This window comes from Microbacterium sp. R86528 (assembly GCF_044596335.1).
Classification (GTDB): domain Bacteria; phylum Actinomycetota; class Actinomycetes; order Actinomycetales; family Microbacteriaceae; genus Microbacterium; species Microbacterium marmarense.
Genome location: NZ_CP138996.1, coordinates 1814034 through 1837511, shown reverse-complemented (window position 1 = coordinate 1837511; position 23478 = coordinate 1814034). Strand labels below are relative to the sequence as shown.

The following is a 23478-nucleotide window of genomic DNA, read 5'->3' as shown; positions in this document are numbered from 1 at the left end:
CGCAGATAGCATGAATCAGTGACCACCCCCGCGCTCTCTGCCGAACAAGAGGCGCTGTTTCGGCTTATCGAAGACACGAACGAGCACGTTTTCGTCACGGGGCGAGCAGGAACGGGCAAGTCAACCCTGCTGCAGCACCTCGCGTGGAACACCAAGAAACAGGTTGCCGTGTGCGCGCCCACGGGCGTTGCCGCGCTGAACGTCGAAGGTCAGACAATCCACTCGCTGTTCCGCCTGCCGGTGGGGCTTATCGCTGGTAGCCAGATCGAACAGTCGGACCCGGCACGAAAGATCATGAACGCCATCGACACCCTGGTGATCGATGAGATCTCGATGGTCAACGCCGACCTCATGGACGCCATCGACCGGTCGCTGCGCCAAGCGCGCGGACGCCGCGGCGAGCCTTTCGGCGGGGTTCAGATCGTGATGTTCGGCGATCCCTATCAACTGGCTCCAGTGCCGCCCCGCGGCGACGAGCTGATGTACATTCGCGACCACTATCGCTCGTTCTGGTTCTTCGACGCCAAGGTATGGGTCGGCGAAAGCGCGGGCGACGGAATCTTGGACGTTGGCCGCCACGGCGCAGAGTTGCACGTGCGTGAACTCGTCGACATTCACCGCCAAGCAGACCCTGCATTCAAAGCCATGCTCAATGCGGTCAGGTACGGGCGCGTGACCGCTGACATCGCTCAGATTCTCAATGACACCGGCGCGCGCACGCCCCCTGACCCGGCCGACGGCGAGCACCCGATCATCACCCTCGCCACGCGCAACGACATCGTCAACAACATCAACCGCCGCCACCTCAATGAGCTGGTGGGCCGCGAGCAGACGGCGGCTGCCGAGATCAGCGGCGACTTCGGCCGGGGTGAGGCGGGCTACCCCGCTGATGCGGAACTGAAGCTCAAGGTCGGTGCGCAGGTGATGTTTCTTCGCAACGACACCGGGTCATATGGCGAGCCGCCGAGATGGGTGAACGGCACGATCGGCACCGTTACTCGCATTGCCGGCGAGACCGTGCGCGTGGATGTCGACGGCGAAGAGTTCGATGTAGAACCAGCTGTCTGGGAACGATTCAGGTACTCGTACAACGCAGCATACAAGTCACTGAGCCGAGACGTAGTCGCCGAGTTCACCCAGTTTCCGTTGCGGCTCGCCTGGGCGGTGACAATTCACAAGTCGCAGGGCAAGACTTACGATCGCGCAATCGTCGACCTGGGCTCGGGAGCTTTCGCGCCAGGGCAGACATACGTGGCGCTCTCGCGGCTCACCTCGCTAGATGGTCTCTACCTGTCGCGTGCGCTGCGCCCCAGCGACATTCGGGTGGACCCAGATGTGCAGCGGTGGATGCAGAACGCGCTGCGCCAGTCTTAGCTAGGCGACCTGCGAAGCCTTCGCATCGGCGAGGTCGTCGAACAGTTCGGTGTTGAAGCGGTAGGCCAGTAGCACCTCGTCGATGACGCGCTCTTGTTCGGCGGCGTCCCAAGGGGCAGCATCCAACTGTTCGCGGTACACGTCTTTGAACGCCTTCGGGTCGGCGATGTCATCGAAGAGGTAAAAGCCGATGCCATTGGTTTCAAAACCGAAGCGACGAGCCATCAGACGCCCGATGAACTGACCACCCGAAAGATCGCCGAGGTAGCGCGTGTAGTGATGGGCAACGAAGCCACCGGCCCACGTTGCGCCAACCTCGTTGATTCGGTCGACGTAGCGTTGCGTAGTGGGAAGAGCGGTGACCTCTTCACGCCAATCAGCACCAATCAAGAACTCAAGATCAGCCTCGAGGGCGGGAAGCCGAGTGAGGTTGTCGGTGATGAAGACGGCCGCCACCGGGTCGTTGCGCATCTGATCTGCGGTGCGCTCGAGGGCTTCATAGATGAACCAGTGCTGCACCACGAGCGCGACATAGTCTTCGCGGGTGCCCTCGCCCTTCATCAGATCGGCCATGAAACCCGCGTGCTCGCTTGATGAGTGTGCCTTGCTCGAGCGGTCGCGTAGCGCAGCGGAGAACGGGATCGGGTCGGTCATGAGTCCCATAGTAGGGGTTTAGGGTCGCCTAACCCAGACCTGTTTCAGTCGTGAGGTCGCGGCACAACATCGAGCCTGCGGCACGCCTCGTCATACAGCGCCACGATCTCTCGTCTCACTTCGGGCCGCTCAGAGATGGGACCTGATGGCCACGCTGCGCTGACCGCCAGCTGCTCGCCGCTCGCCAGTTGCGCCATCCAGCGGCCGCCGTTGCCGTCGAAGCCCACCATGGACGCTGAAACGATGTCCGAATCGGGGGCGAACGCACGACTGATGAGCAGATTGTCGTCGGCGTGGTCGCCATTCATATGAGCCAGCACGCCCGCGACAGTGGAATCGTCGAAAAGAAGGGTCATGCAATGAGACTACGCATGGGGCGCCCAACAATCGCGGTTAGGCTGGAGGGTAAAAGTCCCAGGGGTGTATTCAGTGAGCATGACCAAAGCTCGACGTCGAGTCGCAGGTGCGACGGCTGCTGCTTTCGCACTGTCGGCCGCTCTCGTGGGATGCTCGGGTGGCGCGCAGACGACCATCGATGTTCCTGAGCAGGTAGACCAGTCACTGCCGGCTGAAACCATCGCCAGCCTCGAAGAAGCTGTCACCTCGGCCATGATCGGTTCCGGTTCACCCGGCGCCATTGCTGGCGTGTGGGCGCCGTGGAGTGGCAGTTGGGTCGCAGGACTCGGCACCCAAGAGGTGGGTGGCGGGGCAGCTGTAACCACCGATATGCAGTTTCGGGCGGGACTTGTCACGCGTGAGATGACCTGTGATGCGCTGTTTGTTGCGCAGGCTGAGGGCAAGCTCGATGTCGACGACAGCGTTGTGGACTATGTCGCCGGTGTGCCAGATCTTGAAGATGTGACGCTTCGCCAGCTCTGCGACAGCACTTCGGGGATCGGCTCGCATGAAAGCACGCTGTTCGAGATGTGGTTGCAGAACCCGGAGCGGGTGTGGAACGCCCAAGAGTTGGCTAGCTTCGGCCTCGGCCAGGAGCGTGCAACCGATCCTGGTGAGGTCTACTCCAGTTCGGATTCCGGCTACGTGCTGTTGGGAATGGCGCTGGAACGTGCCACCCAACTGAGCGCCGCCGACTACTTCGCGCAGTACATCACGCAGCCTCTTGACCTCCCGGCGACCGGGCTGGGCAGCGCGTTTTACGGCGATGCGGTGCTAGAGGGTCATCTCTCACGCAAAGTCGACGGCGCGTACGACTGCGTAGAGCCCGTCAACGTCACCTCGCTTTCGACAAGTTCAGGCTTCACCGATTCGGGTGCTGTGACCGATATCAATGATCTGGGCCGGTATGCGCAGGCGTTGGCGGCAGAGTCGCTCATGCCGGACGACACGGATCGCTTCGATGATCCCAAACCGCCTTCGCCACAGTCTCCGTCTTGGCACACGACAATCGGAGGGGCGTTTCAGGCAGGGTCTCTCGTGGGTCAGAACGGCGCTGTCCCGGGGTATCTCACCGCGGCGTTCGCCGACCCTGACACTGGCTTGACAGTTGCGGTCGTGCTGAACAACTCGGCGGCCGGATCGAGCTTCATTCGCAACCTCGCATGGCAGCTGGCCGCGATCGCTTCGAAGGCCCCTGCGGCTGCAGACCAGACGACTCCAGAAGCCGGTCTGCCCTGGACAGCCGAACAGTACCAAACCGATCTCGCAAAGCGTGCGATCTGTGCTGCTCCCGCTGAATGACCGCCGGTGACTGACCGCGCGGCCTTTCGAGCACCTCGGTGACCGGACGGGCGCAGACCACCGCGATTGTGTTCGTGGTGGTCGGGCTGGCCTGCCAAGAGGTTGGCGCCTCGCTCGCGGTGCTGCTCTTCCCCGAAGTAGGGCCGCTCGGCATGGTGATGCTGCGGCTGGTCTTCTCGGCGGTCGTTCTGCTGTTGATCGCTCGACCAAAGCTCACCGGACACGCCCGCGCAGACTGGACGGCCGTGTTGTGGTTCGGTGTCGTGCTTGCAGTCATGAACGGCCTGTTCTACCTGGCACTTGAGCGGCTCCCTCTCGGGGTGACGGTCACCATCGAAGTGCTCGGGCCGCTGGTGTTGTCCATCGTCGCCAGCAGACGTGCTTCGGCATGGCTGTGGGCGCTGCTCGCCTTCGCGGGGGTGCTGGCCCTCGGCAGCGGCGGCTGGGATCGACTCGACCCGCTCGGGGTGCTTTTCGCGCTCGGGGCTGCGGCGAGTTGGGCGTTCTACATTCTCGCGTCGGCCAAGGTCGGTCAAGCGTTCCCCAAGCTCGACGGACTCGCGCTCGCGATGGCTGTGGGCGCGATCATCGCGCTGCCGTTCGGGATTGTCGATGCAGGCCCCGCGCTGATGCGACCCGAGCTCATCGCCATGGGTGCCGCGGTGGCCATGCTCTCGTCAACGATCCCCTACGCGCTCGAGCTCGTCGCGCTGCGTCGATTGCCCGCCGCGGTGTTTGCCATCCTGATGGCGTCGTCACCGGCAACGGCGACGCTGGCGGGCTTTGTTCTTCTTGGGCAGCACCTGACATGGCTTGAACTGCTCGGCATCGCACTGGTTGTGGTCGCGAGCATCGGCGCCGTGCGCTCTTCGAATCGCGCCGCGCGAGAGACGGCCGAACCCCTCGCGTGACGATGGCGCTCACATCGTGTCGAGAATCGCGGTCAGATGCTCAAGCGTGGTGCGCGGGTTGAGAATCGCGAAACGCGCGTTCGTGCGCCCGCGGTGGCTGCTTGGTGTCACGAACGCATGCTGCTGGTCGAGCAGCCGGCTCGACCACACGCTGTAGTCGGATTTCTGCCAGCCGTTGCGTTCGAATACGACCGCAGACAGCTGCGGGCGCCTCACGAGGGTGAACTCGTCGCGCTCGTCGATCTCGTCGGCGATCCGTTGAGCAAGTTCCAGTGAGGCTGTGATGGCGTCGCGGTAGGCGGCTGCCCCGTATGTCGCGAGCGAGAACCAGAGGGGCAGACCGCGCGGCCGTCGAGTGAGATGCACGGCGTAGTCGGACGGACTCCAGTCACCGGTCTCGGTGAGCGTGTCGAGGTACTCGGCGTGTTGGGTGTGCGCACGCTTGCCCTGTTCGGGGTTGCGATAGATCAGCGCGCACGCGTCGAAAGGGGCGAAGAGCCACTTGTGCGGATCGACTACCAGCGAATCGGCGCTCTCGACACCGGCAAAGCGGTGCCGGGCGAGGGGCGAGAGCATGGCGGCAAGGCCGTAGGCACCGTCAACGTGCAACCAGACGCCGAACTCGGCCGTGACCTCGGCGATCGAAGCGATGTCATCGACGATGCCGAAGTTCGTTGAGCCAGCGGTCGCGACCACCGCAAAAACGCTGTCGCCGTGGGTAGAGAGCGCGTCGCGCACGGCGGTGCCGCGCAGCATCCCATCGTCTCCTGAGGGCACACTGACGATCTCGACATCCATTACGCGAGCCGCCGACGCAATCGACGAGTGTGCTTCGACACTGCACACGATGCGCCAGCGGTCGGGGCGAACGCCCCGTTCACGTGCGGCTTCGCGGGCAGCGACCAGTGCCGATAGGTTGCCGAGAGTTCCGCCCTGCACGAACACGCCACCGGCGGTTGCGGGCAGACCGAACTCGCCGGCAAGCCAGCGAAGCACTTCGTTCTCGGCGTGCACTGCGCCGGCGCCCTCGAGCCACGAACCGCCGTAGAGGGCGCTTGCCGAGACGACCACGTCGAAGGCCGCAGACGCTTTCGTCGGCGCAGATGGAATGAACGACAGGTACTGCGGGTCATCGGTGGTGATGCACGAGGGTGCGAGCACATGCTCGAACGTCGACAGGGCTTTGCGCGCGCCGATGCCGTGCTCGCTGATCGTGCGCCCGGCCAGGCGTGCGAGCTCAGCGGGGGGTAGGGGCTTGTCGAGCGGGTTCTCGGTGGCGAGCAGTCGCTCGCGCGAGTACGCGAGAACGAGGTCGACGATCGCGGTCGTCTCGTCGCTGATCTCGTGCATGCGGGCGGGGTTTGCGCCGTGGGTCATGACGGATCTCCAGACAGGGGTGGGGTGCGGGGTGGTGCCATTCGGCGGCTGCCGGTAGCTTCGAACGCCGCCGCGATGCTCAGCAAAGCGGAGTCGTCGTAGGCGCGACCCGCAAAAGTGAGACCGACCGGCATTCCGATATCTCCCATGATGCCCATCGGCACGGTCACCGTGGGGATTCCCAGGTGACGAATTGTCAGATTGCCATTGGCGATCCACACTCCGTTGCGCCACCCTGCCTCGGCTGAGACGGGGTTGACGTCCATATCGGCGCGGCCGACATCAGCGACCGCCGGAAAGACGACGGCATCGAGACGGTGTGAATCCATCCACTGTTCGAGATCTAGTCGACGTGTTTCTTCGAGCCCCCGCAGACCGTCTGCGAGCTCGGGCATGTCTTCGAATCGGGCACCTGGGTGCTCGCGAACCCAGTCGGGATACTCGGCGATGTCGTCGTCGAAGCCGGTATAGCGGTCGGCAAGCGCGCCTTCGGGGTGGGGGAAGATGGTGGCGCCATCGATGTGGGCCAGGGTATTCACGGTCGGGTCGTTGTTCGCGCTGAGAAAGTCTTCCCACCCCCACGCCGAAAGATCGACGATCTCGCGCTGCAGAAACTGCGCACTCACGAGTCCGCGAGTTGCGATCGTCGGCGCCCCTGGGCGATCACCCTCGTAGTTCGAAACGACGGGAAAGTCGACCTCAATGACTGTCGCCCCCGCGGCTTCGAGGCTTCGTCGGGCTGACTGCCACAGCGCGACAACAGATTCTCGCGTGTGGATGGCCTGCCCCGTGGGTCCGCCGATTCCCGGGGCCTTGGCCGTCCCAGCGAGCGGGTCGGCGTTGATGTAGAGGCGTGGGATGCCGAAGCGTGCGCCGGCCAGCATCCCCCGTTCCGCGGCAAGAGCGGGGTAGGAATCGGGGCGAATAGTGGATGCTGCGGGTAGCGAAACCCACGGCTGCGCGCGCCAGAAGTCGCCGCGTGTGTCTGCGTCGTCAGCGACGATCACGTCGAGTACTTCGAGGAGGTCAGCCATTGTTCGCGTCTGGGGCACTACGACATCCATCGTGGGAACGAGCGGCCAGTTGCCTCGGGTGGAGATCACGCCGCGCGACGGTGTGTACGCACACAGCGCGTTGTGTGAGGCCGGGCCTCGCCCGCTCGACCACGTCTCTTCGCCCAGCCCGAATGCGGCAAAGCTCGCGGCGGTCGCTGTTCCCGAGCCGTTCGACGAGCCTGAGGCGAACGGAGCAGTCAAGTATTCGCCGTTGTAAGGGCTCTCTGCGCGTCCGTACAGGCCGCGCTGCATGCCGCCGTTCGCCATCGGGGGCATGTTCGTCAGACCGAGGCAGATCGCGCCGCCCGCCCGCAATCGCGCGATTGTGAACGCATCGTGTTGAGCGACGAGCTCAGCGAATGCCGGGCTGCCAGCTGCCGCGGTGAGCCCCGCGACCAGGTAGCTGTCTTTCGCGGTGTAGGGAATGCCGTCAAGCGCACCGCGCGTCTCGCCCGCTGCTCGCCGTGCGTCAGAGGCGGCAGCTTCGGTGCGCGCGTCGGGGTTTCGCACCACGACGGCGTTGAGGGCTGTGGTCGTATCTGGTGCGTCGTAGGCGTCGATGCGTGCCAGGTAGGCGTCAACGAGTTGCACTGCCGTCGTGTTGCCAGACTCAAGCGCAGCCCGTAGGTCAGCGATGGATGCTTCGACGACGTCGATCATGCGGCACCTTCCGTGAGCGCGGGTTCTTGCTGGGTGATGCAGTGAATGCCGCCGCCCCGCGCGAAGATGTCGCGTGCGTCAACGGTGACGACCTCGCGCCCAGGGTAGACCGCTTCGAGCGTGGCGCGCGCCGCAGCATCCGCCCGGTCTTCCTCGAATCCGCAGGCGATCACGCCGTCGTTGACGACAAGATGATTGACGTAGCTCCAGTCGACGAAATCTTCGTCGTCGCGCAGAGTTTCGGGTGCGACGATGTTGACGATCTCAAGACGTCGACCTGCGGCATCTGTCTGCTCGCTGAGTGCGGCGCGGATCTCTTGCATGACCGCGTGGTCGGGGTGGCCGGGGTTCGGCTGATCATGGAGCAACAGCGTTCCCGGAGAGGTGAGCGTGGCGACGATATCGACGTGGCCGTTGGTGCCGAAGTCGTCGTAGTCACGAGTAAGGCCGCGAGGAAGCCAGACCGCGCGCGTCGCGCCGAGGGCGCGCAGCATCTCTGCTTCGACGCGAGCGCGATCGGCGAAGGGGTTTCGGCGAGGGTCGAGTTGCACGGTTTCTGTCAGCAGCACGGTGCCTTCACCATCAACGTGAATGCCGCCGCCCTCGTTGACGAGCAAAGAGCTCACAAGCTCTGCGCCGCGGGCCGCGGCCACGAAGCGGCCGATCTCGGCAGAGAGCCGCCACTCCGCCCATTCCGGAGCACCCCAGCCGTTGAAAGTCCAGTCCACAGCGCCGAGCACTCCGGGGCGGTCATCGTCGACCACGAAGGTGGGCCCCATGTCGCGCATCCAGAATTCGTCGAGGGGCGCTTCGAGGATTGTGATGTCTTCGCTCAGCATGCGTCGGGCGCGAACCAACTCGGTCGGATCGACGACCATGGTGACGGGTTCGAACTGGGCGGTGGCGTGGGCCACGGCAGCCCATGCGGCGTAGCCTGCCTCGCGCTCTGCAGCAGACTCGCCGAGGGTGACACCCTCACGAGGAAACGCCATCCAGGTGCGGGCGTGGGGTGCGGTTTCTGCGGGCATGCGCCAGTTCATAGCATCCTCTTCTTGTATTGATCGCCTGATCAATTAGCCCCGAGAATACTCAGATCGTGCCGCGGCGTCAATGCTCGTGCGCGCCGCGAAGTGAGCGACCACGCGGTGGCCCTAGGCTGGCGGTGATCGACGAATGGGGTTTCGGCATGAACAGTGTCATTGGCGACGTTTTACCGCTCGCGCTGGGGGTGGCGATCAGCGTTGTGCCCATCATTGCGGCAATCCTGATGCTGCTCTCACCCAAAGCGAAAGTGACGAGTGTCGGGTTTCTGCTGGGGTGGATCGTCGGCATCGTGGTGGCGGTGACCGCGTTCACGCTGTTGTCGTCGGTGGTTCCTACCGACAGTTCCAGCGGATCGAGCCCGGTGGTAGGCACGATTCAGCTGGTGCTGGGTCTGCTGCTGTTGGTGGTGGCGGTTCGTCAGTGGAAGAGCCGGCCAAAGGCCGGCGAGACGCCGAAGCTGCCGAAGTGGATGAAGGCGATCGACAACGTGACCTTCTTCAGCGCTTTTGGCCTCGCCTTCTTGCTTTCGGCCGTCAACCCGAAGAACCTGCTGTTGGCGGTGTCGGCCGGCGTCAGCATCGGCACGGCGGGCCTCGACGCGGGGTCAACGGTCATCGTGATCGTCATCTTCGTCGTGATCGCTGCCTCGACGGTCGCGGTTCCTGTGATCGCCTACTTGATCGCACCGACCAAGCTGCGCGCACCCCTCGACAAGATGCGGGAGTGGCTCGCTCACGAGAACGCGCTCATCATGGCGCTGCTCATGCTCGTAATCGGAGTCAATCTCATCGGAAAGGGCATCGGCAGCTTCTAATCGCCTCGTGCATGTTGATCACTTGATCAATCGCATCTGACGCGACAGAATCGCTGTCATGCCCGCACCACGCACTCGCCGATCGGCCGATCAGCGCCGAGCCGAGATCACCGATGCGGCCCGCGAACTTGCGCTCGCCGAGGGTCTCTCGGCCGTCACCCTGCGCGCAGTCGCCGCGCGAGTGGGTGTCGCTTCTGGGTTGGTTGCGCACTATGCGCCCAGCATGGACGAGTTGGTGGCATCGACTTTCGGCGACATTGTCGGTGGCGAGCTCGCTGAGCTGGCGATGCTACTTAGCGGGATCGCCGACCCTGCAGCGCAAGTAGCGACGTTGTTGGCGACCGTGCTCGACGGATCGAGAACCGATGTGACGTTGGTCTGGGTGCAGTCGTGGGGGATGGGAGAGCGCAACGAAGCGCTCGCCGCCGAGGTGCGCAGACGCATGGATGAGTGGCAGCAGTTCATCGCGGCATTGCTGCACACCGGCGCCGCTTCGGGGGACTTTCGAGTCGAAGACACTCAGGGCGTCGCTTGGTTGCTCCTGGGCATGATCGATGGCCTCAGCGCTCACACGCTGGTGCGGTGGGGCGAGCCCGAGGGGCGACGCGAGCTGCTCGAGCGAGCCGTTGAGCCGCTGCTCGGGTTGGAGTCGGGCCGGCTCAGGTCTCGTTGATCAGCGGTGGCGGTGGCGGTGGCGCTCGACAAGTGCGTGCTCGATGCGTTCCAGGCCCGCGATCATAGTGTCGCGCATGTTGTCATCGACGATGCCCTGAAGCATTGCTGTCCAGGTGGCATCGAGTATCTCGAGGTTCTTCGCAGCGAGATCGGTGGGGTGCAGGCGAACCGCTCGGGCATCCTGAGTGTCTTGCTCTCGGCGGACATAGCCCTTGGTCTCAAGGCTGCGTAGGGCGCGGCTGAAGTTGCTCGGCTGGAGCGACACTGCTTTCGCGGCCGCGCCGGCTGCGGTGCCGGGGTGGCGGTCTACATAGCGCAGCACGGTGGTCTCGAGAGGCGTGAGAACCGGCTTTCCGCTGTCGTCGTTGAAGTTCATCTGCCTCGAGACGGCATGGATCAGATCGGCGAGAGCGAACAGCGATGGTGAGCGGGGCTGATCCATGAAGCAATGCTATATCCTTATCTGTGGATAGTTAACCTTTGATAAGGAGTTTCATGACTCGCACCTCGCGATCGACCGGCCTGGGGCCGCTGCTCCTGGTCACTTTGGCCCTGTTGGCAAGTGTGGCGCCGTTCTCGACCGACTTGTATCTTTCGGCGTTTCCGGTCATGGCGGAGGAACTGAACACCTCGGCGGCAACGATTCAGCTGACCCTGACGAGCTTCTTGATCGGGCTCGCGATCGGTCAGCTTGTCTTCGGACCCATTTCTGATCGAGTGGGCAGGCGCGGGCCGCTTCTCATTGGCTCTACGGTGTTTGTACTCGCGAGCATTGCGGTGATGCTCGCACCGTCGGTCGAGTTGCTGATCGCCGCGCGACTGTTGCAGGGCGTCAGCGGGGCGGCAGGCATGGTGCTCGGCCGCGCCGTGGTTGCGGACCGCGAGAAGGGCGACGCGGCGGCGAGAGCCTTCAGCCTGATGATGATCGTGGGCGGGATCGCCCCCGTGATCGCGCCGCTTGCCGGAAGCCTCGTGCTCGATCAGTTGGGCTGGCGAGGCGTGCTCGGAGTGCTCGTCGCGCTCTCAGTCGTGATGCTTTTGGGCTCGTGGTTTGTCGTGAAAGAGACCTTGCCCCGCGAGCAGCGTTCGCCGGCAGGGACCGGCCGTTTTCGCCTGTTGCTTTCTGCGCAGTATCTGACACCGGCGGCAACTTTCGTGTTCGGGTTCTCGGTGATGATGGCTTACATCTCAGCATCCCCTTTTCTCTATCAAGACGTGATTGGGCTGGAGCCGACGGTCTACGGACTGTTCTTCGGGCTCAACGCCCTCGGGCTGGCGGGGTGCAGTTTCATCGGCAGTCGGATGCTGCGTCGCTTCACTTCGCGCACAGTGCTCGGCTGGGGTGTGATCGGGCTTGTCGGCTCGACGACCGCAGTGTTGGCGCTCGCGCTCTCGGCTCTTCCCGCGGCGTGGATGATGGTTCCCATCTTCGTGTCGGTTGCGTCGCTTGGATTTGTCATGGGGCCGGCGACGGCTCTCGCGCTTTCAGCGGTTCCCGGTGCATCTGGCACGGGCTCTGCGGTGCTGGGGGCATCGCAATTCGGGTTTGCTGCGATTGTTTCGCCGCTTGTCGGGCTGGGGGGCAGCGAAGCGACTCTTCCGCTCGCGGTGGTCATGTTCACGATGGCGCTTCTGGCCGCGGTGGCCCACGTCAGCGGTCGGTTCACCGCAGTGGTGCAGAAGCCGAGCAATCCTGTCGAGTTCACGAAACAGTGACGCCCCAGAGTCAAGCGTGACCTGGGTCTATGGCCGCGCGCACCTGGCGCTGAGATTATGGGAACCGCAGCCCCGTGTACAACAGCAGGAGAGACGAGCATGCCGACGAGTTTTAGCAGTTCACGCCGCCAGCGAGCACTTGCTCTTTCCGTCATCGCGCTGACGGGCGTTTCCCTCGGTGCTTGCACGTCTGCTGGCGGTGGTGAAGCCGAAGAGACCTCCGCGGCCGAAGCCGTCTTGCGCCCGGCCGCGCCGGAGGGACAGTTGCCGGAGTTGCTTCAGTCAGAACTGCAGGCAACACTCGACGAGAAGATGGCGGAGTATGACGTGCCGGGGGCTGTAGCCGGCGTGTGGATACCGGGCGAAGGGTCATGGATGACCGCGGCGGGGCTTGCTGACGTCGAAGGCGGCGTCGATGCGACCACCGACATGGTGTGGCCGATCCGCAGCATCACCAAGTCGTACACGGTCACCCTGCTGCTGCAACTGGCAGACGAGGGCACGTTGAGTCTCGACGACACTCTGGATCAGTACGTTGATGGCGTGCCGAACGGCGACGAGATCACCCTGCTCGAACTGGCGAACATGTCGAGCGGCAATGCTGACTATGTGAATGAGGGGTTCATCGAGGAGTTTGTCGCCGATCCCACGCGAGTCTTCACGCTCGATGAACTGAATGCGGCTGCGATCGGGCAGCCAGCGCGGTTCGCGCCGGGTAGTGAGTACCTATACACGAACTCGAATATCAACTTTCTGGGTTCGGTGATCGAAGAGGCCACCGGGCAGCGGTTCACCGAGGTGCTCACCGAGCGCATTCTTGAGCCACTCGAGCAAACCGGAACGAGCTACATCACCGACGTTGATGACTGGTCTGAGCCGCATGCGGTGGGCTACATCGTCGAAGACGGTGTTCCGATTGCACAGCAAGAGAACGCTTCGATCTTCGGCCCGGCGGGTTCGATGTTCTCGACCCTTGATGACGGTCGCGTGTGGGCTGAGATGCTCGGAACCGGAGCGCTCGTGACGCCCGAGATGCAGGAGATCCGCGAGGTCGGCCACGAGATTCCCAGCCCGCCGTACGATCTCTACGCGGTGGGCATTGGCACCACCGACGGGTGGTGGGGACACAACGGCGAGGGCATCGGGTTCACCGCCGCCACCTTCTATGAGCCCGAGACTGGCGCGAGCATCGTCGTCTACATGAACGAGTCGAACGTGGCAGATGGAGCGCACCCCGCAGACCAAACCTTCCGTGCGATGGCAGCCGCTATTGAAGCGAGCATGTGACGTCTGCTCGCCGCCGTGGCTCAGTGCGGTGCGCCGGGTTGGCTAGGCTTTAGGCTCCGCGCCAGCGTGCAGCACATCAATCTCCGGGAGACACACCATGTTGAGCCTCACTGACTACCTGCGGCTCTTGCCCAAGGCGGAGTTGCACTGCCACTTCGTTTCTGTGATGCGGCTCACTACGTTGCGCGAGCTCGCAACGGCCCATGACGTGCCTTTGAAGACCGATGATCTTGATGCGCTGCTTGACTACGACGGCCTTCCGGACTTTCTGGATGTGTTCAACGCCGCGCATAACGTTCTCACCACGGGTGATGAGATCGCACGCGTCGCCTACGAAGGTGTTCACGATGCCGTGCGCGATGGCAATCTGCGCTATCGCGAGTACTTCGTGAACCCCGACAACTTCACCTCGCTGGGGTTCAAATACCCGTCGCTCATCGACGCGATGACGGATGGGCTCACACAGGCCAAACGCGACTTCGGCGTCGGATTTCGGATCGTGGCCGCCATCAACCGCTCGTTGCCCCCGGCGACCGCCGTCGAAATGGTGCGGACCGTCATTGCCCATCCGCGCGACGCTGTGGTCGGTATCGGACAAGACGACCTCACGCCCGAGCTGACCGAAGACCCGCTGCGGTTTCGTGAGGCGTACGCTTTGGCCGAACGGCATGGCTTGCGTCGCAGCGCCCATGCGGGCGAAACCATGAACGCATCCGCGCAGAACGTCGTCGACGCCGTTGAAGTTCTCAACGTCGATCGCGTCGATCATGGGTACCGCGTCGTGGATGATGCCGTGGCGCTCGAGAAGGTCGCAGCCAGCGGAGTCGCGTTCACGTGCACTCCCCATTCGACAGACATGCTCTCGAGCTGGCAGTTCACGCCCGATCACCGCATTGCACAGATGATTCGTGCTGGCCTGCCGGTGACGTTTGCCACCGACGATGCGGTCTTCTTCAAGACCGATATCGGCAAGGAATACACCGTGGCATTGCCGGCCATGGGCTTTGGTGGAGACGAAGGTGCTCGAATCGCGCGTGCGGGATTCGAAGCGGCATGGTGCAACGACGATGAGAAGCACGAACTTCTCGGCGAGGTGGATGGCGCCATCGCTGCTCTCAACGCCGCCTGGAAGGGCGACGAGGCGCGATAGTGGAATTGCACGAGAAGGGCCTCCTTCGAGGAATGCAGTCGATGAAGACTGTGCTCGACGAAGAAGGCCCCTTCACAACACGGCGTGGTTTCGCGCGCGTGAGGTGCTGCTAGGAAGCGATCGCCTCGGCGATCTTCTCGTCTCCCTTTTCGACTTCTTTCACCACGGCATCGAAGTCGCCCTTGTCGATGGCCTTGTTGGTCTTCTTAGTCGACTTCTCGACGGCGGCATCGATGCGGTCCAGGTACTTGTCATCGATCACCGCGACGATCGCTGAAGAGCCGGCGGGCAGCCACTCTTTGGCGTCTACGCCGATCTTCTTCTGCTCGTGGTGCTTCACGATGCCCGCGACTGCGGCTCCGATACCGGCGCCGACTGCTCCCGAAAGCAGAAGCGGCGGCGCGAACAGGCCCACGACGAGCCCGGCGACCGCACCGATTCCGGTGCCCTTGCCGACGACCTTGCCGCCGTGCTCCTTTGCCGAGACTTTACCCTCTTCGTCGCGCGACAGCACGATTGCGGCCACGACTGAGACGTCGTCGAGAGCCTTGACTGTAGCGAAGTCTTCTTGCGCTGCTGTCTCGTCGTCGTATGCTCCGATGAAAAGTGAGTAGTTGGGATCGGTCATGAGGATTCTCCTTGGTGCTCGTCTTACTCGACTTCGCTCATCGATAGTGGGCGAAGAGCTCGTGCGGGTTGTCGGCACTCGAGCGGCTCCATATCGCAGGCACTCGCGGTGCTGACAGTCCGAAATCTACTCCCGGCAGATAGCGCATTCATCATGCGAATCGTGTGAGTGCGCTATGGATGCTTCGATGCGTTCCTGCGCGGGCACGAGTGACTTGACCGACAGCAAAGAAGGCGGGCCGCAGGCCTGAGGAGTCCCTCGGAACGGACACCGCGAGGTCGGTGGTTTAGTGGGGTGGAGGGGACGGCGGAAATCGGCCCCACCTCCCCTCCACCCGAACGTTTCTGCGCGACGAACTGTCGTGGGCCTGCCGGCGTTTGATCGGCGTGGATCGGATCGTGGGCATGCACGCACTCAACCCGCGGCAGGCTAGTAGATGTGTGCCTCGCATGAGGCAAGGAATGCCTGACGCCGATGCTGAAGCTCGCGGTAGACGGTCGCACGCGAGATGCCGAAGAGTTCGGCGACTCAGCGCGACGCCTTTCGCCGTGAGCTCGTCGGCGATTTCGCGCGCATCACGCAGGGAGCGCGCAAGCCGATCCAACTTGGTGACCACCAATGTGTCCCCGCTTCGTGTCGCGGCGAGCGCTTCCCTGAGACCTGGGCGGCTACGGTTCGTGCTAGTCATTCCGTGGTCGACATAGATGTCCGCATCGCGAACGCCCAGCCGCAACAATCCGTCGCGTTGAGCAGTGAGGTCTTGATCTGTTGTTGAGACCCTGGCGTATCCAATCTGCATTGCATCCATGCGCCCAGCATTGCGCTGTCAATATCAGCTCGCACGGCTCGGATCGGTCAGCGTGCAGCGAGCTGCGGCAGTATCGCTTCAAGTTCGGTGGCCGCCGCGCCGGGGAGCGGCCGCACCGGGCGAGGGAGGGTCACGGCATCGGTCAGTCCAAGGATCACGCCGAGCTGCGTCACGACGCGATAGCCGCCGTAGCGAGACATGAGGTCCCAGAGCGGAGCGAACCGGGCTTCGAGACCGTCCACAGTTGAGCGGTCGCCGCGTTGCGCCGCACGTGTGAGCTCCAGCGCCGGCACTGGCAGAACTCCGCCGATGACGGAGTACCAGACGTCCGCGCCGTCGAGCAGAGCGTCGGCCGCGAAGGCGTCGCCGCTGACTCCAAAGGTGGTCGTGTCGGGAAGCGCAGTGCGTAGCGCGTCGACCCGGTCGGTGAACTCTGGCACTGGGGTACCCGGCAGCTTGATTGAGCGCACTCTCGGCAGACCAGAGAGCCGGATGAACATCTCGTCGGTGAATGTCACGTGTGTGGTGCGCGGGTTGTCGTAGATGCAGATGGATGTCGAGGAGTGTGCCGCGACGTCTTCGATGAAACCGATCACTTCTTCGTCGGTGAGCGGCTGGTACGTCATCACCGACAACAGCAGGCCGGCTGCGCCTGCTTTCTGAGCCGACTCCACGTTGCGCAACACGTCGGACAGTGTCAGCGCCCCGACCCCGACCATGATCGGGACCTCGCCCGCTGCGGCGACAGCCGCCCTAGCTGCTCGGGCCCGCTCAGCGGTGGAGAGGTACGGGTACGAACCGGTCGAGCCAAGAGCGCCAATCGAGTCGACGTGTGCGTCGGCGAGCCGCTCGACGATGCGTCCGTATGCCGCGACATCGACCGATTCACCTGAAAGAGGGGTGATCGGAAAAGCACTCAGCCCGTAGAACATACGGCTAAAACTACCCGGTCGCTCCTCCACGACCGGCGAATCTGCAGCCATCGCCCGCTGAGGGATCGGCGTCAGCCTCACTCGATGCGATCCACAGAGTTCTGGCTGGGGCCTCGCGGTAACCTCGGCACATGAGCATCATTCCGAAGTCGCGCGACGGCCGCACAGCGTTGCTGATAGTCGTGGGGTCCTTCGTCACTGCGATCACTTTGTGGGTCGGGTTCTTCGCGTTTACTGGCTACCTGGTTGATGCCGGCGACCGAGCCGTCAGCCAAACCCAGACTGACTAGGCCGACGTCGACCGCGACGGACACGCCGCTGAGGGATCTTCGACGGCCACGGACTATACGTCGGGCGCCAGTTCCGCGGCATAGTCGCTAGCAGCGCGACCATACATCGGCAGATGCGGGGCAAGGGCTGTCAGCGCGGTCCGCAACGCCTCGTTGGGTTGACCCGCGCTGTGAAGCGCGAGAGCGAGGAATGCGGCAGGTGCATCACCGAGCTCGGGAGCATCGAGCTGCTCGAGCAGGCCGATCGACTCGTCGACGAAGCCGAGGTTTCGCAGCGTGCTCGCGAGTTGGAGCGTGACTTGATGTTGTTCCTCAAGGCCCAAACCAGCCTCCAGCGCACGGCGATAGGGCTCGACAGCTTGGGCGCCGAGATCGAGTGCATCGTGAACGCCGCCCCACTCGGCCAGCGCTCGCGCGTCTCCCTCGGGGCGCTCTTCAACGAGCGCGCGCATGCCGGTCAGCATGTCCTGAGGCTTGCTGTCATCGAAAGACTCCCAGAACGCCGCAACCCGGGACTCCCACTCAGCCTTCTCGCCCATGCGGCAACGATAGTTGACCGCACTCACTCAGGCCGGCGCGTGATTGCAGTGTTCACGCGCACAATGCCGCCCCACCGCCACTGCCCCTACGCGGATCGGCATACGCTATCGGTGATACCGACCGAAGGATTCGCCGTGTCCCACGAGAACACTCCCGACCACCACATCCCGGCTACGGATGAGCCGAGCGTTCCTGAGCTCGAGGCTGACGAGACCGTCCCGCCGCGGCCGGAGGAGGAGATCGCCGACGTGCTGCGCACCCAGCCCGACCTCGAGGACCACAGCCGACATCCTGAGGCCTGAGCCGCGTTCAGAAGAGGGTGGCCACACGATCGTCTCAGCTCCGCTTGATGGCCCGTTCGGTCGCACCTTCACCTTCGCCGATCCCGACGGCTACCAGATCACCCTCCACGACCGGGTCTAAGGCGCAGACGCCCCCGCCCGCAGGGCGGTCCCGGCCGCGCAACGGGGCCGAAATCGTTCGACGCAGCTGCTGGGACTCGTGTGACCACGGTGACTTCTCACAAGACCGGCCCGAAATTCTGCGCGATGGAGCCACCCTAAACGGTGTGTAAATGGGTTCATCCGCGGAAGGATCAGTCCGACATAGATCTGGAAGGTCCAGAATAGCTCTGGAAGTGACAACGACCTTCGGCCGCACGTGAGGACATTGGAGGGGATGACGGGAATCGTCCCCACCGCCTCTCCACACGCTGGCTTCGCCGTCGCGCGGAGCCTCTGGCGGCGTGGGCCCACCCGCGGGCAGGTCGATCCCTACGGCATCCAACACAAATGTCCTCCCGCACGACCTTCGGCCGCACGTGAGGACATTGGAGGGGATGACGGGAATCGAACCCGCGCTATCAGCTTGGGAAGCTGAAGTTCTGCCATTGAACTACATCCCCGTAGGCCGGGTAAAAGGCGTTTCGCCAGCATAACAAACCCCACCGGTCACGCCGATAGGCTGAACCCGTGCTGCTCTCAGACCGCGACATCCGACTCGAGCTCGACGCTGGCCGCATCGGCCTTGACCCGTGGGATCCCGCCATGGTGCAACCCTCGAGCGTTGACGTTCGCCTCGACCGCTACTTTCGGCTGTTCGACAACCACAAGTACCCCTTCATCGACCCGGCAGTCGACCAGCCTGAACTGACCCACTTGATCGAGACGGCGCCGAACGAGCCGTTCATTCTGCACCCCGGTGAGTTCGTGCTCGGCAGCACCTTTGAACAGATCACCCTGCCCGATGACATCGCCGCACGCCTCGAGGGCAAATCTTCGCTCGGCCGGCTTGGCTTGCTAACCCACTCGACGGCCGGCTTCATCGACCCGGGCTTCTCGGGTCACGTGACGCTCGAACTGTCAAACGTTGCGACGCTTCCGATCAAGCTCTGGCCCGGCATGAAGATCGGACAGGTCTGCTACTTCCGGCTGTCGTCGCCGACCGAGACACCATACGGCTCGGGTCCGTACGGCAATCGATACCAGGGCCAACGCGGACCGACAGCATCCCGATCGTTCCAGAACTTCCACATCACCAACGTCGGAACGACTGACGCGGGTTCGCTCGGCGGTTAGTCTGCGAGCGCGCACGGCACCGCGACCCACCGGGCCCAACGACATCAGGCCCAGAGCAAACCCAGCGATTGCCGGTTGCTCTGAGCCTGACAGCCTTCGTTGGCGCTACGACTTGGGGCGCACGCGAAGGTGCGTCACGCCACCATCAACGTCAAGCGCGATGCCGGTAGTCGAGCCCGACAGCGGGCTTGCGAGGTAGACGACGCCACCGGCGACTTCTTCGGGTGTGACCATGCGACCGGTAGCCTGGCGGGCGTCGAGCGCGGCGCGCTCTTTCACCGGGTCGTCGAACTTCTGCAGCATTCGGTCGACAAACGGAGTCGACACGGTGCCGGGGCTCACGCAGTTGACGCGCACACCCTCGGCGACATGGTCGGTCGCCATCGCAAACGTCAGCGCGAGAATCGCGCCCTTCGAAGCAGAGTAGACCGCACGCTGCGGAAGGCCGTTGAGCGCCGCGATCGAGCAGATGTTGACGATGACCGCGTGATCTGACTTGCGCAGCCACGGCAACGCCGACGCGCTGACGCGAGCGGTGCCGGTGACGTTGATGTCGAGCACGCGACTCCAGTCGCTTTCGGTTGCTTCTTCGACGGTGCCGACCGAGCTGATACCCGCGCTATTGACGACAATGTCGATGCCGCCAAACTTGTCAGCGATGGCAGCCATCGCAGCATCCACTGACTCGCGATCGGTAACGTTTCCGGCGAACCCCGTGAGGTTCTCAGGCAGGTCTGCCGGGTTCAGGTCAAGTACGGCAACTTGCGCGCCCCGCTCAGCGAGCGCCAGCGCCGATGCCAGGCCGATTCCTGACGCGCCGCCCGTGACGACAGCAACGAGGCCGTCGAACTCGCCGGCGCTCATGCCTGCACCATCGTCTGACGTGAGCGGCCGAGGCCGTCGATCTCGAGCTCGACCACATCGCCTTCTCGCAGATACGGCTGGCCTTCGATTCCGAGCGCGACACCAGCGGGGGTGCCGGTGTTGATGACATCGCCGGGGCGAAGCACCATGTACTGCGAGAGGTACCAAATGACATGCGCGATCGAGAAGATCTGCGCCGAGGTGTTGCCGTTCTGGTGCTGCACACCGTTCACCCAGAGGCGCAGACCGAGATTCTGCGGGTCTTCGACCATGTCAGCCGGCACCAGGTCGGGCCCGAGGGGGTTGAAGGTCTCGCAGCTCTTGCCGAGATCCCACTGGCCGCTCTTCTCGAGCTGAAACTCGCGCTCCGAGACGTCGTGAGAAAGCAGATAGCCAGCAACGTGGGCGAGGGCTGACTCGGGTGAATCGACGTAGCGTGCCTCAGTGCCGATAACGACGCCCAGCTCAACCTCCCAGTCGGTCTTGAGTGACTTGCGAGGAATAAGTACGTCGTCGAAAGGGCCGCTGACGGTCGAAGCATCTTTCATGAAGACGACGGGCTCGGCAGGAATGGCTGCGCCGGTCTCTTCTGCGTGGTCGTGGTAGTTCAGGCCGATGCAGACAACTTTGCCGGGGCGGGCGATCGGTGTGCCCACGCGCATGTCTGCTGCGCCAGCCAGCTCTGCGAGCTCGCCCGCAGCCGCGGCCGCGCGAGCACGGGCGATGCCGTCGCTGGCGAGGAAAGCACCGTCGATGTCGGTGGTCAACGAACGCAGGTCGAGCACGCGTCCTTCGTGGCGGATGACGGGAATCTCTTCACCGACGTCTCCGAGGCGTCCTAGTGTCACGGGTGTCTCCTTTGGATCAGGGTGTTTAACGGTGGGCCGCTTAGCAACCCGCATTCTGCGCTGACGCATCCGCTAAAGATCGGATGATTCTACCCTAGTTGCACTGGCTTCGCGGAAGTGGGCCAGCCAGCTCCTGCCGGCGATGACATTCAACGCACGAACCACTTAGAGTGGTGTGACTGACGGAGGGATCACCATGCGTACTCGCGCAACGCCGCGCGGCTTACAGCTCACCGAGCTGGGTCTTGGCGCCGCACAACTGGGCAATTTGTTCCGAGTTACCACCGAGCAAGAGACTGTTGAGACCGTTGATACCGCGTGGAACGCCGGCATACGCTACTTCGACACGGCCCCGCACTACGGCCTGGGTCTGTCTGAGCGACGACTCGGCGAACAGCTGCGCTCGCGACCGCGAGATGAATACGTCGTCTCCACAAAAGTCGGACGGCTGCTGGTGCCGACACCCGAGACTGCGCATCTGCGCGACACAGAGGGCTATGACGTTCCTGCCGACCCGACGCGGGTGTGGGACTTCAGCCGAGACGGCATTCTGCGCTCGGTCGAAGCGTCGCTCGAGCGCACGGGGCTTGACCGCTTCGACATCCTTTATCTTCACGATCCAGAAAACCATTTCGAGCAGGCTTCTACCGAAGGCATCGGCGCGCTCATCGAATTGCGCGAGCAGGGCGTCGTTTCGGCGGTGGGTGCCGGAATGAACTTCGCCGAACCGCTGGCTGAGCTGATTCGGCGCGCTGACATTGATCTGGTGATGTGCGCGGGCCGGTTCACCCTGCTTGATGACACCGCAGTGTCAGACCTGTTGCCGCTGGCACAGGAACGCGGAGTCGGCATTGTCGTTGCGGGCGTTTACAACTCGGGGCTGTTGAGCAAGCCGCGCCCCGCCGCCGATGCCATGTTCGACTACGAGCCCGCCCCCGAGCCTCTCTTGGCTCGAACGAATGCAGTTGCCGACATCTGTGAACGCCACGGGGTGACGTTGCCCGAAGCGGCGATCGCCTATGTGTTCCGTCATCCCACCGTCGTCAGCGTGGTGCTCGGCGCTCGTGGTGAGCGCCAGGTGCAGTCGAACATCGAGCGCGCCGCGACTGAGATTCCTGACGCGGTCTGGCGTGAGCTCGCTGACGCCGGCCTTATTCCCGCGGCGTTCGCGTGAGCGCGCACCGCGTGTCTGTTTAGGACGCCTCAGGGCCGTGTTCGGCACCCGCAGCGAGGAACTCTTCTACGCGAGCGGGCACTCCCACGGCGTCGTCTGTCAGTGTACGGTTTTCCCGAAGTCATCCGATGTTCCCCCATGCTCGAGGGTCGAAGTCGACCGTGAGCCCCCCCATCAAGGAGAAGCATGACCTTTCCGGTGATCGATGCCCACCAGCACGTCTGGGATCCTGCCCGCGCCGAGTACGCGTGGCTGGGCCCCGAACTCGCCCCAATCAACACGGCGATGAGCTTCGAAGGCGTCGCTCCCGAACTTCAGGCGTGTGGCGTCGGCTACACGGTGCAGGTGCAGTCCGCCGATAACGCACAAGACACCGCGCTCATGCGGGCGTCGGCGGCTGCCCACCCCGAAGTCGTTGGAGTGGTGGGCTACGCGCCACTCGACGATGCCGCGGCGGCAGAGGCCACGCTGAACTCCTGGGCAGATGACTCGCTCATGGTGGGGGTGCGCATCTTGATCCACAACAAACCAGACCCGGACTGGCTGTTGCGAAGCGACGTGGCAGACGGGCTGGCAATGCTGCAGGAGCGCAACCTCACCTTCGACGTGGTGGCTGAACTGCCGCGTCACCTCGAAATCGTGCCGATTCTCGCCGAGCGTTTTCCCGACTTGCGAATGGTGATCGACCACCTGGGCAAGCCGCCCGTCGGGCTCGATGGCAGTGAGCCCTGGCACACCCTCATTGCTGAAGCCGCCGCCTGCCCGAACGTATACGGCAAGGTCAGCGGCCTCTACTCTGCGACGGGTGAACTCAGCTCATGGACGACCGATACGATACGCCCGTCGTTCGAGCGTGCTGTCGAAGTCTTCGGCGCTCGGCGACTGATGTACGGCGGCGATTGGCCGGTGTCGATTCTCGCCGGCGGATACACCCGGGTGTGGAACGGGCTCAAGCCGCTGTTCGACTCGGTAAGCGAACAAGAGCGTGAATGGATGCTGGGACGCACCGCCGCGCACTTCTACCGGCTCGACCCGCAGCGATTCGCTGCTGGCCAAGATGCGACGAAGGAGAACCGATGAAGCGTGTCGCTTCGGTGATTGGCCTGCCCGCCGAAAACCGCGAAGAGTATGAGCGCTACCACGCTGCGGTGTGGCCGACGATTCTGGCCCGGCTGACGGCGAGCAACGTGCACAACTACTCGATTTACCGGCATGGCGAGCTGCTGTTCTCGTACTTCGAGTACACCGGCGATGACTATGAAGCCGACATGGCCGCCGTTGCCGCCGACCCCGAGACCCAACGCTGGTGGGCAGTGCAAGAGCCGTTGCAGCAGCCGCTCGATGATCGCGCTGAGGGCGAATGGTGGAAGGAGCTACCCGAGGTGTTCCACCACGACTGACG

25 protein-coding genes, 1 tRNA gene and 2 pseudogenes are annotated in these 23478 nt (G+C 63.6%); 15 read left to right on the top strand and 13 right to left on the bottom strand.

The annotated features are described in order from the left end of the window. Nucleotides 1-18 precede the first annotated feature (18 nt). On the top strand, nucleotides 19-1374 hold the full coding sequence (locus tag SJY18_RS08560; protein ID WP_396667252.1) for an ATP-dependent RecD-like DNA helicase: 1356 nt from the start codon (nucleotides 19-21) through the stop codon (nucleotides 1372-1374). On the opposite strand, the gene SJY18_RS08555 is transcribed toward SJY18_RS08560, so the two are convergent. Together SJY18_RS08555 and SJY18_RS08550 are read right to left on the bottom strand one after the other, a co-directional pair. Continuing rightward, on the bottom strand, nucleotides 1375-2028 hold the full coding sequence (locus SJY18_RS08555; RefSeq protein ID WP_337336628.1) for a biliverdin-producing heme oxygenase: 654 nt from the start codon (nucleotides 2026-2028) through the stop codon (nucleotides 1375-1377). A 44-nt stretch (nucleotides 2029-2072) separates the two neighbouring features. After that, nucleotides 2073-2384, bottom strand: a complete 312-nt coding sequence (locus SJY18_RS08550; protein WP_337336627.1) for a DUF2470 domain-containing protein — start codon at nucleotides 2382-2384, stop codon at nucleotides 2073-2075. Nucleotides 2385-2463: 79 nt separating this feature from the next. On the opposite strand from SJY18_RS08550, the gene SJY18_RS08545 reads away from it, so the two are divergent. Both SJY18_RS08545 and SJY18_RS08540 read left to right on the top strand, forming a co-directional pair. After that, nucleotides 2464-3726 carry a serine hydrolase domain-containing protein gene (locus SJY18_RS08545; protein ID WP_396667251.1) on the top strand — a complete coding sequence of 421 codons (1263 nt, stop codon included), beginning with the start codon at nucleotides 2464-2466 and terminating at the stop codon, nucleotides 3724-3726. Between the two features lie 38 nt (nucleotides 3727-3764). Further along, on the top strand, nucleotides 3765-4637 hold the full coding sequence (locus SJY18_RS08540) for an EamA family transporter (protein ID WP_396667250.1): 873 nt from the start codon (nucleotides 3765-3767) through the stop codon (nucleotides 4635-4637). Between the two features lie 9 nt (nucleotides 4638-4646). Here the strand turns inward: SJY18_RS08540 and SJY18_RS08535 are convergent, their stop codons facing one another. From SJY18_RS08535 to SJY18_RS08525, 3 genes are read right to left on the bottom strand one after another with little or no spacing between them, the layout of a single operon-like run. Then, nucleotides 4647-6014 (bottom strand): aminotransferase class V-fold PLP-dependent enzyme, encoded by a 1368-nt coding sequence (locus SJY18_RS08535; RefSeq protein WP_337336624.1) that lies wholly within the window; start codon nucleotides 6012-6014, stop codon nucleotides 4647-4649. Then, on the bottom strand, nucleotides 6011-7729 hold the full coding sequence (locus SJY18_RS08530; protein WP_396667249.1) for an amidase: 1719 nt from the start codon (nucleotides 7727-7729) through the stop codon (nucleotides 6011-6013). Before SJY18_RS08530 ends, SJY18_RS08535 begins: the two co-directional genes overlap by 4 nt. After that, a complete protein-coding gene (locus SJY18_RS08525; protein ID WP_396667248.1) occupies nucleotides 7726-8769 on the bottom strand; it encodes an agmatine/peptidylarginine deiminase in 1044 nt (347 codons plus the stop codon). Before SJY18_RS08525 ends, SJY18_RS08530 begins: the two co-directional genes overlap by 4 nt. A 146-nt stretch (nucleotides 8770-8915) precedes the next feature. Between SJY18_RS08525 and SJY18_RS08520 the strand changes: the two genes are divergently transcribed. Both SJY18_RS08520 and SJY18_RS08515 read left to right on the top strand, forming a co-directional pair. Then, nucleotides 8916-9587: a GAP family protein gene (locus SJY18_RS08520; protein ID WP_337336621.1), complete on the top strand. Its 672-nt coding sequence runs from the start codon at nucleotides 8916-8918 to the stop codon at nucleotides 9585-9587. Between the two features lie 58 nt (nucleotides 9588-9645). Then, nucleotides 9646-10260: a TetR/AcrR family transcriptional regulator gene (locus tag SJY18_RS08515; RefSeq protein WP_396667247.1), complete on the top strand. Its 615-nt coding sequence runs from the start codon at nucleotides 9646-9648 to the stop codon at nucleotides 10258-10260. On the opposite strand, the gene SJY18_RS08510 is transcribed toward SJY18_RS08515, so the two are convergent. Further along, nucleotides 10261-10704 (bottom strand): MarR family winged helix-turn-helix transcriptional regulator, encoded by a 444-nt coding sequence (locus SJY18_RS08510; protein ID WP_396667246.1) that lies wholly within the window; start codon nucleotides 10702-10704, stop codon nucleotides 10261-10263. It abuts the gene before it with no gap. Between the two features lie 53 nt (nucleotides 10705-10757). Here SJY18_RS08510 and SJY18_RS08505 point away from each other — a divergent pair, with 53 nt between their 5' ends. The 3 genes from SJY18_RS08505 to add all read left to right on the top strand — a co-directional run bounded on the left by SJY18_RS08505 (nucleotide 10758) and on the right by add (nucleotide 14415). Further along, nucleotides 10758-11978, top strand: a complete 1221-nt coding sequence (locus SJY18_RS08505; protein WP_396667245.1) for a multidrug effflux MFS transporter — start codon at nucleotides 10758-10760, stop codon at nucleotides 11976-11978. Between the two features lie 99 nt (nucleotides 11979-12077). After that, nucleotides 12078-13265, top strand: a complete 1188-nt coding sequence (locus tag SJY18_RS08500) for a serine hydrolase domain-containing protein (RefSeq protein WP_396667244.1) — start codon at nucleotides 12078-12080, stop codon at nucleotides 13263-13265. A 97-nt stretch (nucleotides 13266-13362) separates the two neighbouring features. Then, nucleotides 13363-14415 carry an adenosine deaminase gene (add, locus tag SJY18_RS08495; protein ID WP_396667243.1) on the top strand — a complete coding sequence of 351 codons (1053 nt, stop codon included), beginning with the start codon at nucleotides 13363-13365 and terminating at the stop codon, nucleotides 14413-14415. Between the two features lie 109 nt (nucleotides 14416-14524). Here add and SJY18_RS08490 read toward each other — a convergent pair whose 3' ends face one another. The 3 genes and pseudogenes from SJY18_RS08490 to SJY18_RS08480 all read right to left on the bottom strand — a co-directional run bounded on the left by SJY18_RS08490 (nucleotide 14525) and on the right by SJY18_RS08480 (nucleotide 16783). Further along, nucleotides 14525-15043, bottom strand: a complete 519-nt coding sequence (locus SJY18_RS08490) for a DUF1269 domain-containing protein (RefSeq protein ID WP_337336615.1) — start codon at nucleotides 15041-15043, stop codon at nucleotides 14525-14527. A 526-nt stretch (nucleotides 15044-15569) separates the two neighbouring features. Further along, nucleotides 15570-15842 (bottom strand): annotated as a pseudogene (locus SJY18_RS08485) (recombinase family protein); the annotation flags it as partial. A 56-nt stretch (nucleotides 15843-15898) separates the two neighbouring features. After that, a complete protein-coding gene (locus SJY18_RS08480) occupies nucleotides 15899-16783 on the bottom strand; it encodes a dihydrodipicolinate synthase family protein (RefSeq protein WP_396667242.1) in 885 nt (294 codons plus the stop codon). A 131-nt stretch (nucleotides 16784-16914) separates the two neighbouring features. Here SJY18_RS08480 and SJY18_RS08475 point away from each other — a divergent pair, with 131 nt between their 5' ends. Beyond that, nucleotides 16915-17073, top strand: a complete 159-nt coding sequence (locus SJY18_RS08475) for a hypothetical protein (protein WP_396667241.1) — start codon at nucleotides 16915-16917, stop codon at nucleotides 17071-17073. A 53-nt stretch (nucleotides 17074-17126) separates the two neighbouring features. Here the strand turns inward: SJY18_RS08475 and SJY18_RS08470 are convergent, their stop codons facing one another. Continuing rightward, entirely contained in the window at nucleotides 17127-17612 is a 486-nt protein-coding gene (locus SJY18_RS08470) for a tetratricopeptide repeat protein (RefSeq protein WP_396667240.1), read from the bottom strand. A gap of 135 nt (nucleotides 17613-17747) precedes the next feature. On the opposite strand from SJY18_RS08470, the gene SJY18_RS08465 reads away from it, so the two are divergent. Both SJY18_RS08465 and SJY18_RS08460 read left to right on the top strand, forming a co-directional pair. After that, a complete protein-coding gene (locus SJY18_RS08465; protein ID WP_396667239.1) occupies nucleotides 17748-17915 on the top strand; it encodes a hypothetical protein in 168 nt (55 codons plus the stop codon). Between the two features lie 19 nt (nucleotides 17916-17934). After that, a pseudogene (locus tag SJY18_RS08460) lies at nucleotides 17935-18036 on the top strand (VOC family protein); the annotation flags it as partial. A 407-nt stretch (nucleotides 18037-18443) separates the two neighbouring features. On the opposite strand, the gene SJY18_RS08455 reads toward SJY18_RS08460, so the two are convergent. Next, nucleotides 18444-18517: transfer RNA gene (locus tag SJY18_RS08455), tRNA-Gly, on the bottom strand. 67 nt (nucleotides 18518-18584) lie between these two features. On the opposite strand from SJY18_RS08455, the gene dcd reads away from it, so the two are divergent. Further along, nucleotides 18585-19190 (top strand): dCTP deaminase, encoded by a 606-nt coding sequence (gene dcd / locus SJY18_RS08450; protein WP_363583404.1) that lies wholly within the window; start codon nucleotides 18585-18587, stop codon nucleotides 19188-19190. A gap of 105 nt (nucleotides 19191-19295) precedes the next feature. On the opposite strand, the gene SJY18_RS08445 is transcribed toward dcd, so the two are convergent. Continuing rightward, on the bottom strand, nucleotides 19296-20054 hold the full coding sequence (locus SJY18_RS08445) for an SDR family NAD(P)-dependent oxidoreductase (RefSeq protein ID WP_396667238.1): 759 nt from the start codon (nucleotides 20052-20054) through the stop codon (nucleotides 19296-19298). After that, nucleotides 20051-20902 carry a fumarylacetoacetate hydrolase family protein gene (locus SJY18_RS08440; protein WP_396667237.1) on the bottom strand — a complete coding sequence of 284 codons (852 nt, stop codon included), beginning with the start codon at nucleotides 20900-20902 and terminating at the stop codon, nucleotides 20051-20053. The genes SJY18_RS08445 and SJY18_RS08440 overlap by 4 nt, the downstream gene beginning before the upstream one ends. Nucleotides 20903-21098: 196 nt before the next feature. Here SJY18_RS08440 and SJY18_RS08435 point away from each other — a divergent pair, with 196 nt between their 5' ends. The 3 genes from SJY18_RS08435 to SJY18_RS08425 all read left to right on the top strand — a co-directional run bounded on the left by SJY18_RS08435 (nucleotide 21099) and on the right by SJY18_RS08425 (nucleotide 23476). After that, on the top strand, nucleotides 21099-22076 hold the full coding sequence (locus SJY18_RS08435) for an aldo/keto reductase (protein ID WP_396667236.1): 978 nt from the start codon (nucleotides 21099-21101) through the stop codon (nucleotides 22074-22076). Nucleotides 22077-22262: 186 nt separating this feature from the next. Then, nucleotides 22263-23156 carry an amidohydrolase family protein gene (locus SJY18_RS08430; RefSeq protein ID WP_396667235.1) on the top strand — a complete coding sequence of 298 codons (894 nt, stop codon included), beginning with the start codon at nucleotides 22263-22265 and terminating at the stop codon, nucleotides 23154-23156. After that, entirely contained in the window at nucleotides 23153-23476 is a 324-nt protein-coding gene (locus tag SJY18_RS08425) for an L-rhamnose mutarotase (protein ID WP_396667234.1), read from the top strand. The genes SJY18_RS08430 and SJY18_RS08425 overlap by 4 nt, the downstream gene beginning before the upstream one ends. Nucleotides 23477-23478: the final 2 nt, after the last annotated feature.

Excerpts from the sequence above, each read along its gene's own strand:
- add (WP_396667243.1), top strand. The coding sequence starts at position 13,363 with ATGTTGAGCCTCACTGACTACCTGCGGCTCTTGCCCAAGGCGGAGTTG.
- SJY18_RS08425 (WP_396667234.1), top strand. The coding sequence starts at position 23,153 with ATGAAGCGTGTCGCTTCGGTGATTGGCCTGCCCGCCGAAAACCGCGAA.
- SJY18_RS08550 (WP_337336627.1), bottom strand. The coding sequence starts at position 2,384 with ATGACCCTTCTTTTCGACGATTCCACTGTCGCGGGCGTGCTGGCTCAT.
- SJY18_RS08500 (WP_396667244.1), top strand. The coding sequence starts at position 12,078 with ATGCCGACGAGTTTTAGCAGTTCACGCCGCCAGCGAGCACTTGCTCTT.
- SJY18_RS08490 (WP_337336615.1), bottom strand. The coding sequence starts at position 15,043 with ATGACCGATCCCAACTACTCACTTTTCATCGGAGCATACGACGACGAG.
- SJY18_RS08475 (WP_396667241.1), top strand. The coding sequence starts at position 16,915 with ATGAGCATCATTCCGAAGTCGCGCGACGGCCGCACAGCGTTGCTGATA.
- SJY18_RS08530 (WP_396667249.1), bottom strand. The coding sequence starts at position 7,729 with ATGATCGACGTCGTCGAAGCATCCATCGCTGACCTACGGGCTGCGCTT.
- SJY18_RS08445 (WP_396667238.1), bottom strand. The coding sequence starts at position 20,054 with ATGAGCGCCGGCGAGTTCGACGGCCTCGTTGCTGTCGTCACGGGCGGC.
- SJY18_RS08520 (WP_337336621.1), top strand. The coding sequence starts at position 8,916 with ATGAACAGTGTCATTGGCGACGTTTTACCGCTCGCGCTGGGGGTGGCG.
- SJY18_RS08435 (WP_396667236.1), top strand. The coding sequence starts at position 21,099 with ATGCGTACTCGCGCAACGCCGCGCGGCTTACAGCTCACCGAGCTGGGT.
- SJY18_RS08555 (WP_337336628.1), bottom strand. The coding sequence starts at position 2,028 with ATGACCGACCCGATCCCGTTCTCCGCTGCGCTACGCGACCGCTCGAGC.
- SJY18_RS08510 (WP_396667246.1), bottom strand. The coding sequence starts at position 10,704 with ATGGATCAGCCCCGCTCACCATCGCTGTTCGCTCTCGCCGATCTGATC.
- SJY18_RS08535 (WP_337336624.1), bottom strand. The coding sequence starts at position 6,014 with ATGACCCACGGCGCAAACCCCGCCCGCATGCACGAGATCAGCGACGAG.
- SJY18_RS08515 (WP_396667247.1), top strand. The coding sequence starts at position 9,646 with ATGCCCGCACCACGCACTCGCCGATCGGCCGATCAGCGCCGAGCCGAG.
- SJY18_RS08470 (WP_396667240.1), bottom strand. The coding sequence starts at position 17,612 with ATGGGCGAGAAGGCTGAGTGGGAGTCCCGGGTTGCGGCGTTCTGGGAG.
- SJY18_RS08430 (WP_396667235.1), top strand. The coding sequence starts at position 22,263 with ATGACCTTTCCGGTGATCGATGCCCACCAGCACGTCTGGGATCCTGCC.
- SJY18_RS08480 (WP_396667242.1), bottom strand. The coding sequence starts at position 16,783 with ATGTTCTACGGGCTGAGTGCTTTTCCGATCACCCCTCTTTCAGGTGAA.
- SJY18_RS08505 (WP_396667245.1), top strand. The coding sequence starts at position 10,758 with ATGACTCGCACCTCGCGATCGACCGGCCTGGGGCCGCTGCTCCTGGTC.
- SJY18_RS08545 (WP_396667251.1), top strand. The coding sequence starts at position 2,464 with ATGACCAAAGCTCGACGTCGAGTCGCAGGTGCGACGGCTGCTGCTTTC.
- SJY18_RS08525 (WP_396667248.1), bottom strand. The coding sequence starts at position 8,769 with ATGAACTGGCGCATGCCCGCAGAAACCGCACCCCACGCCCGCACCTGG.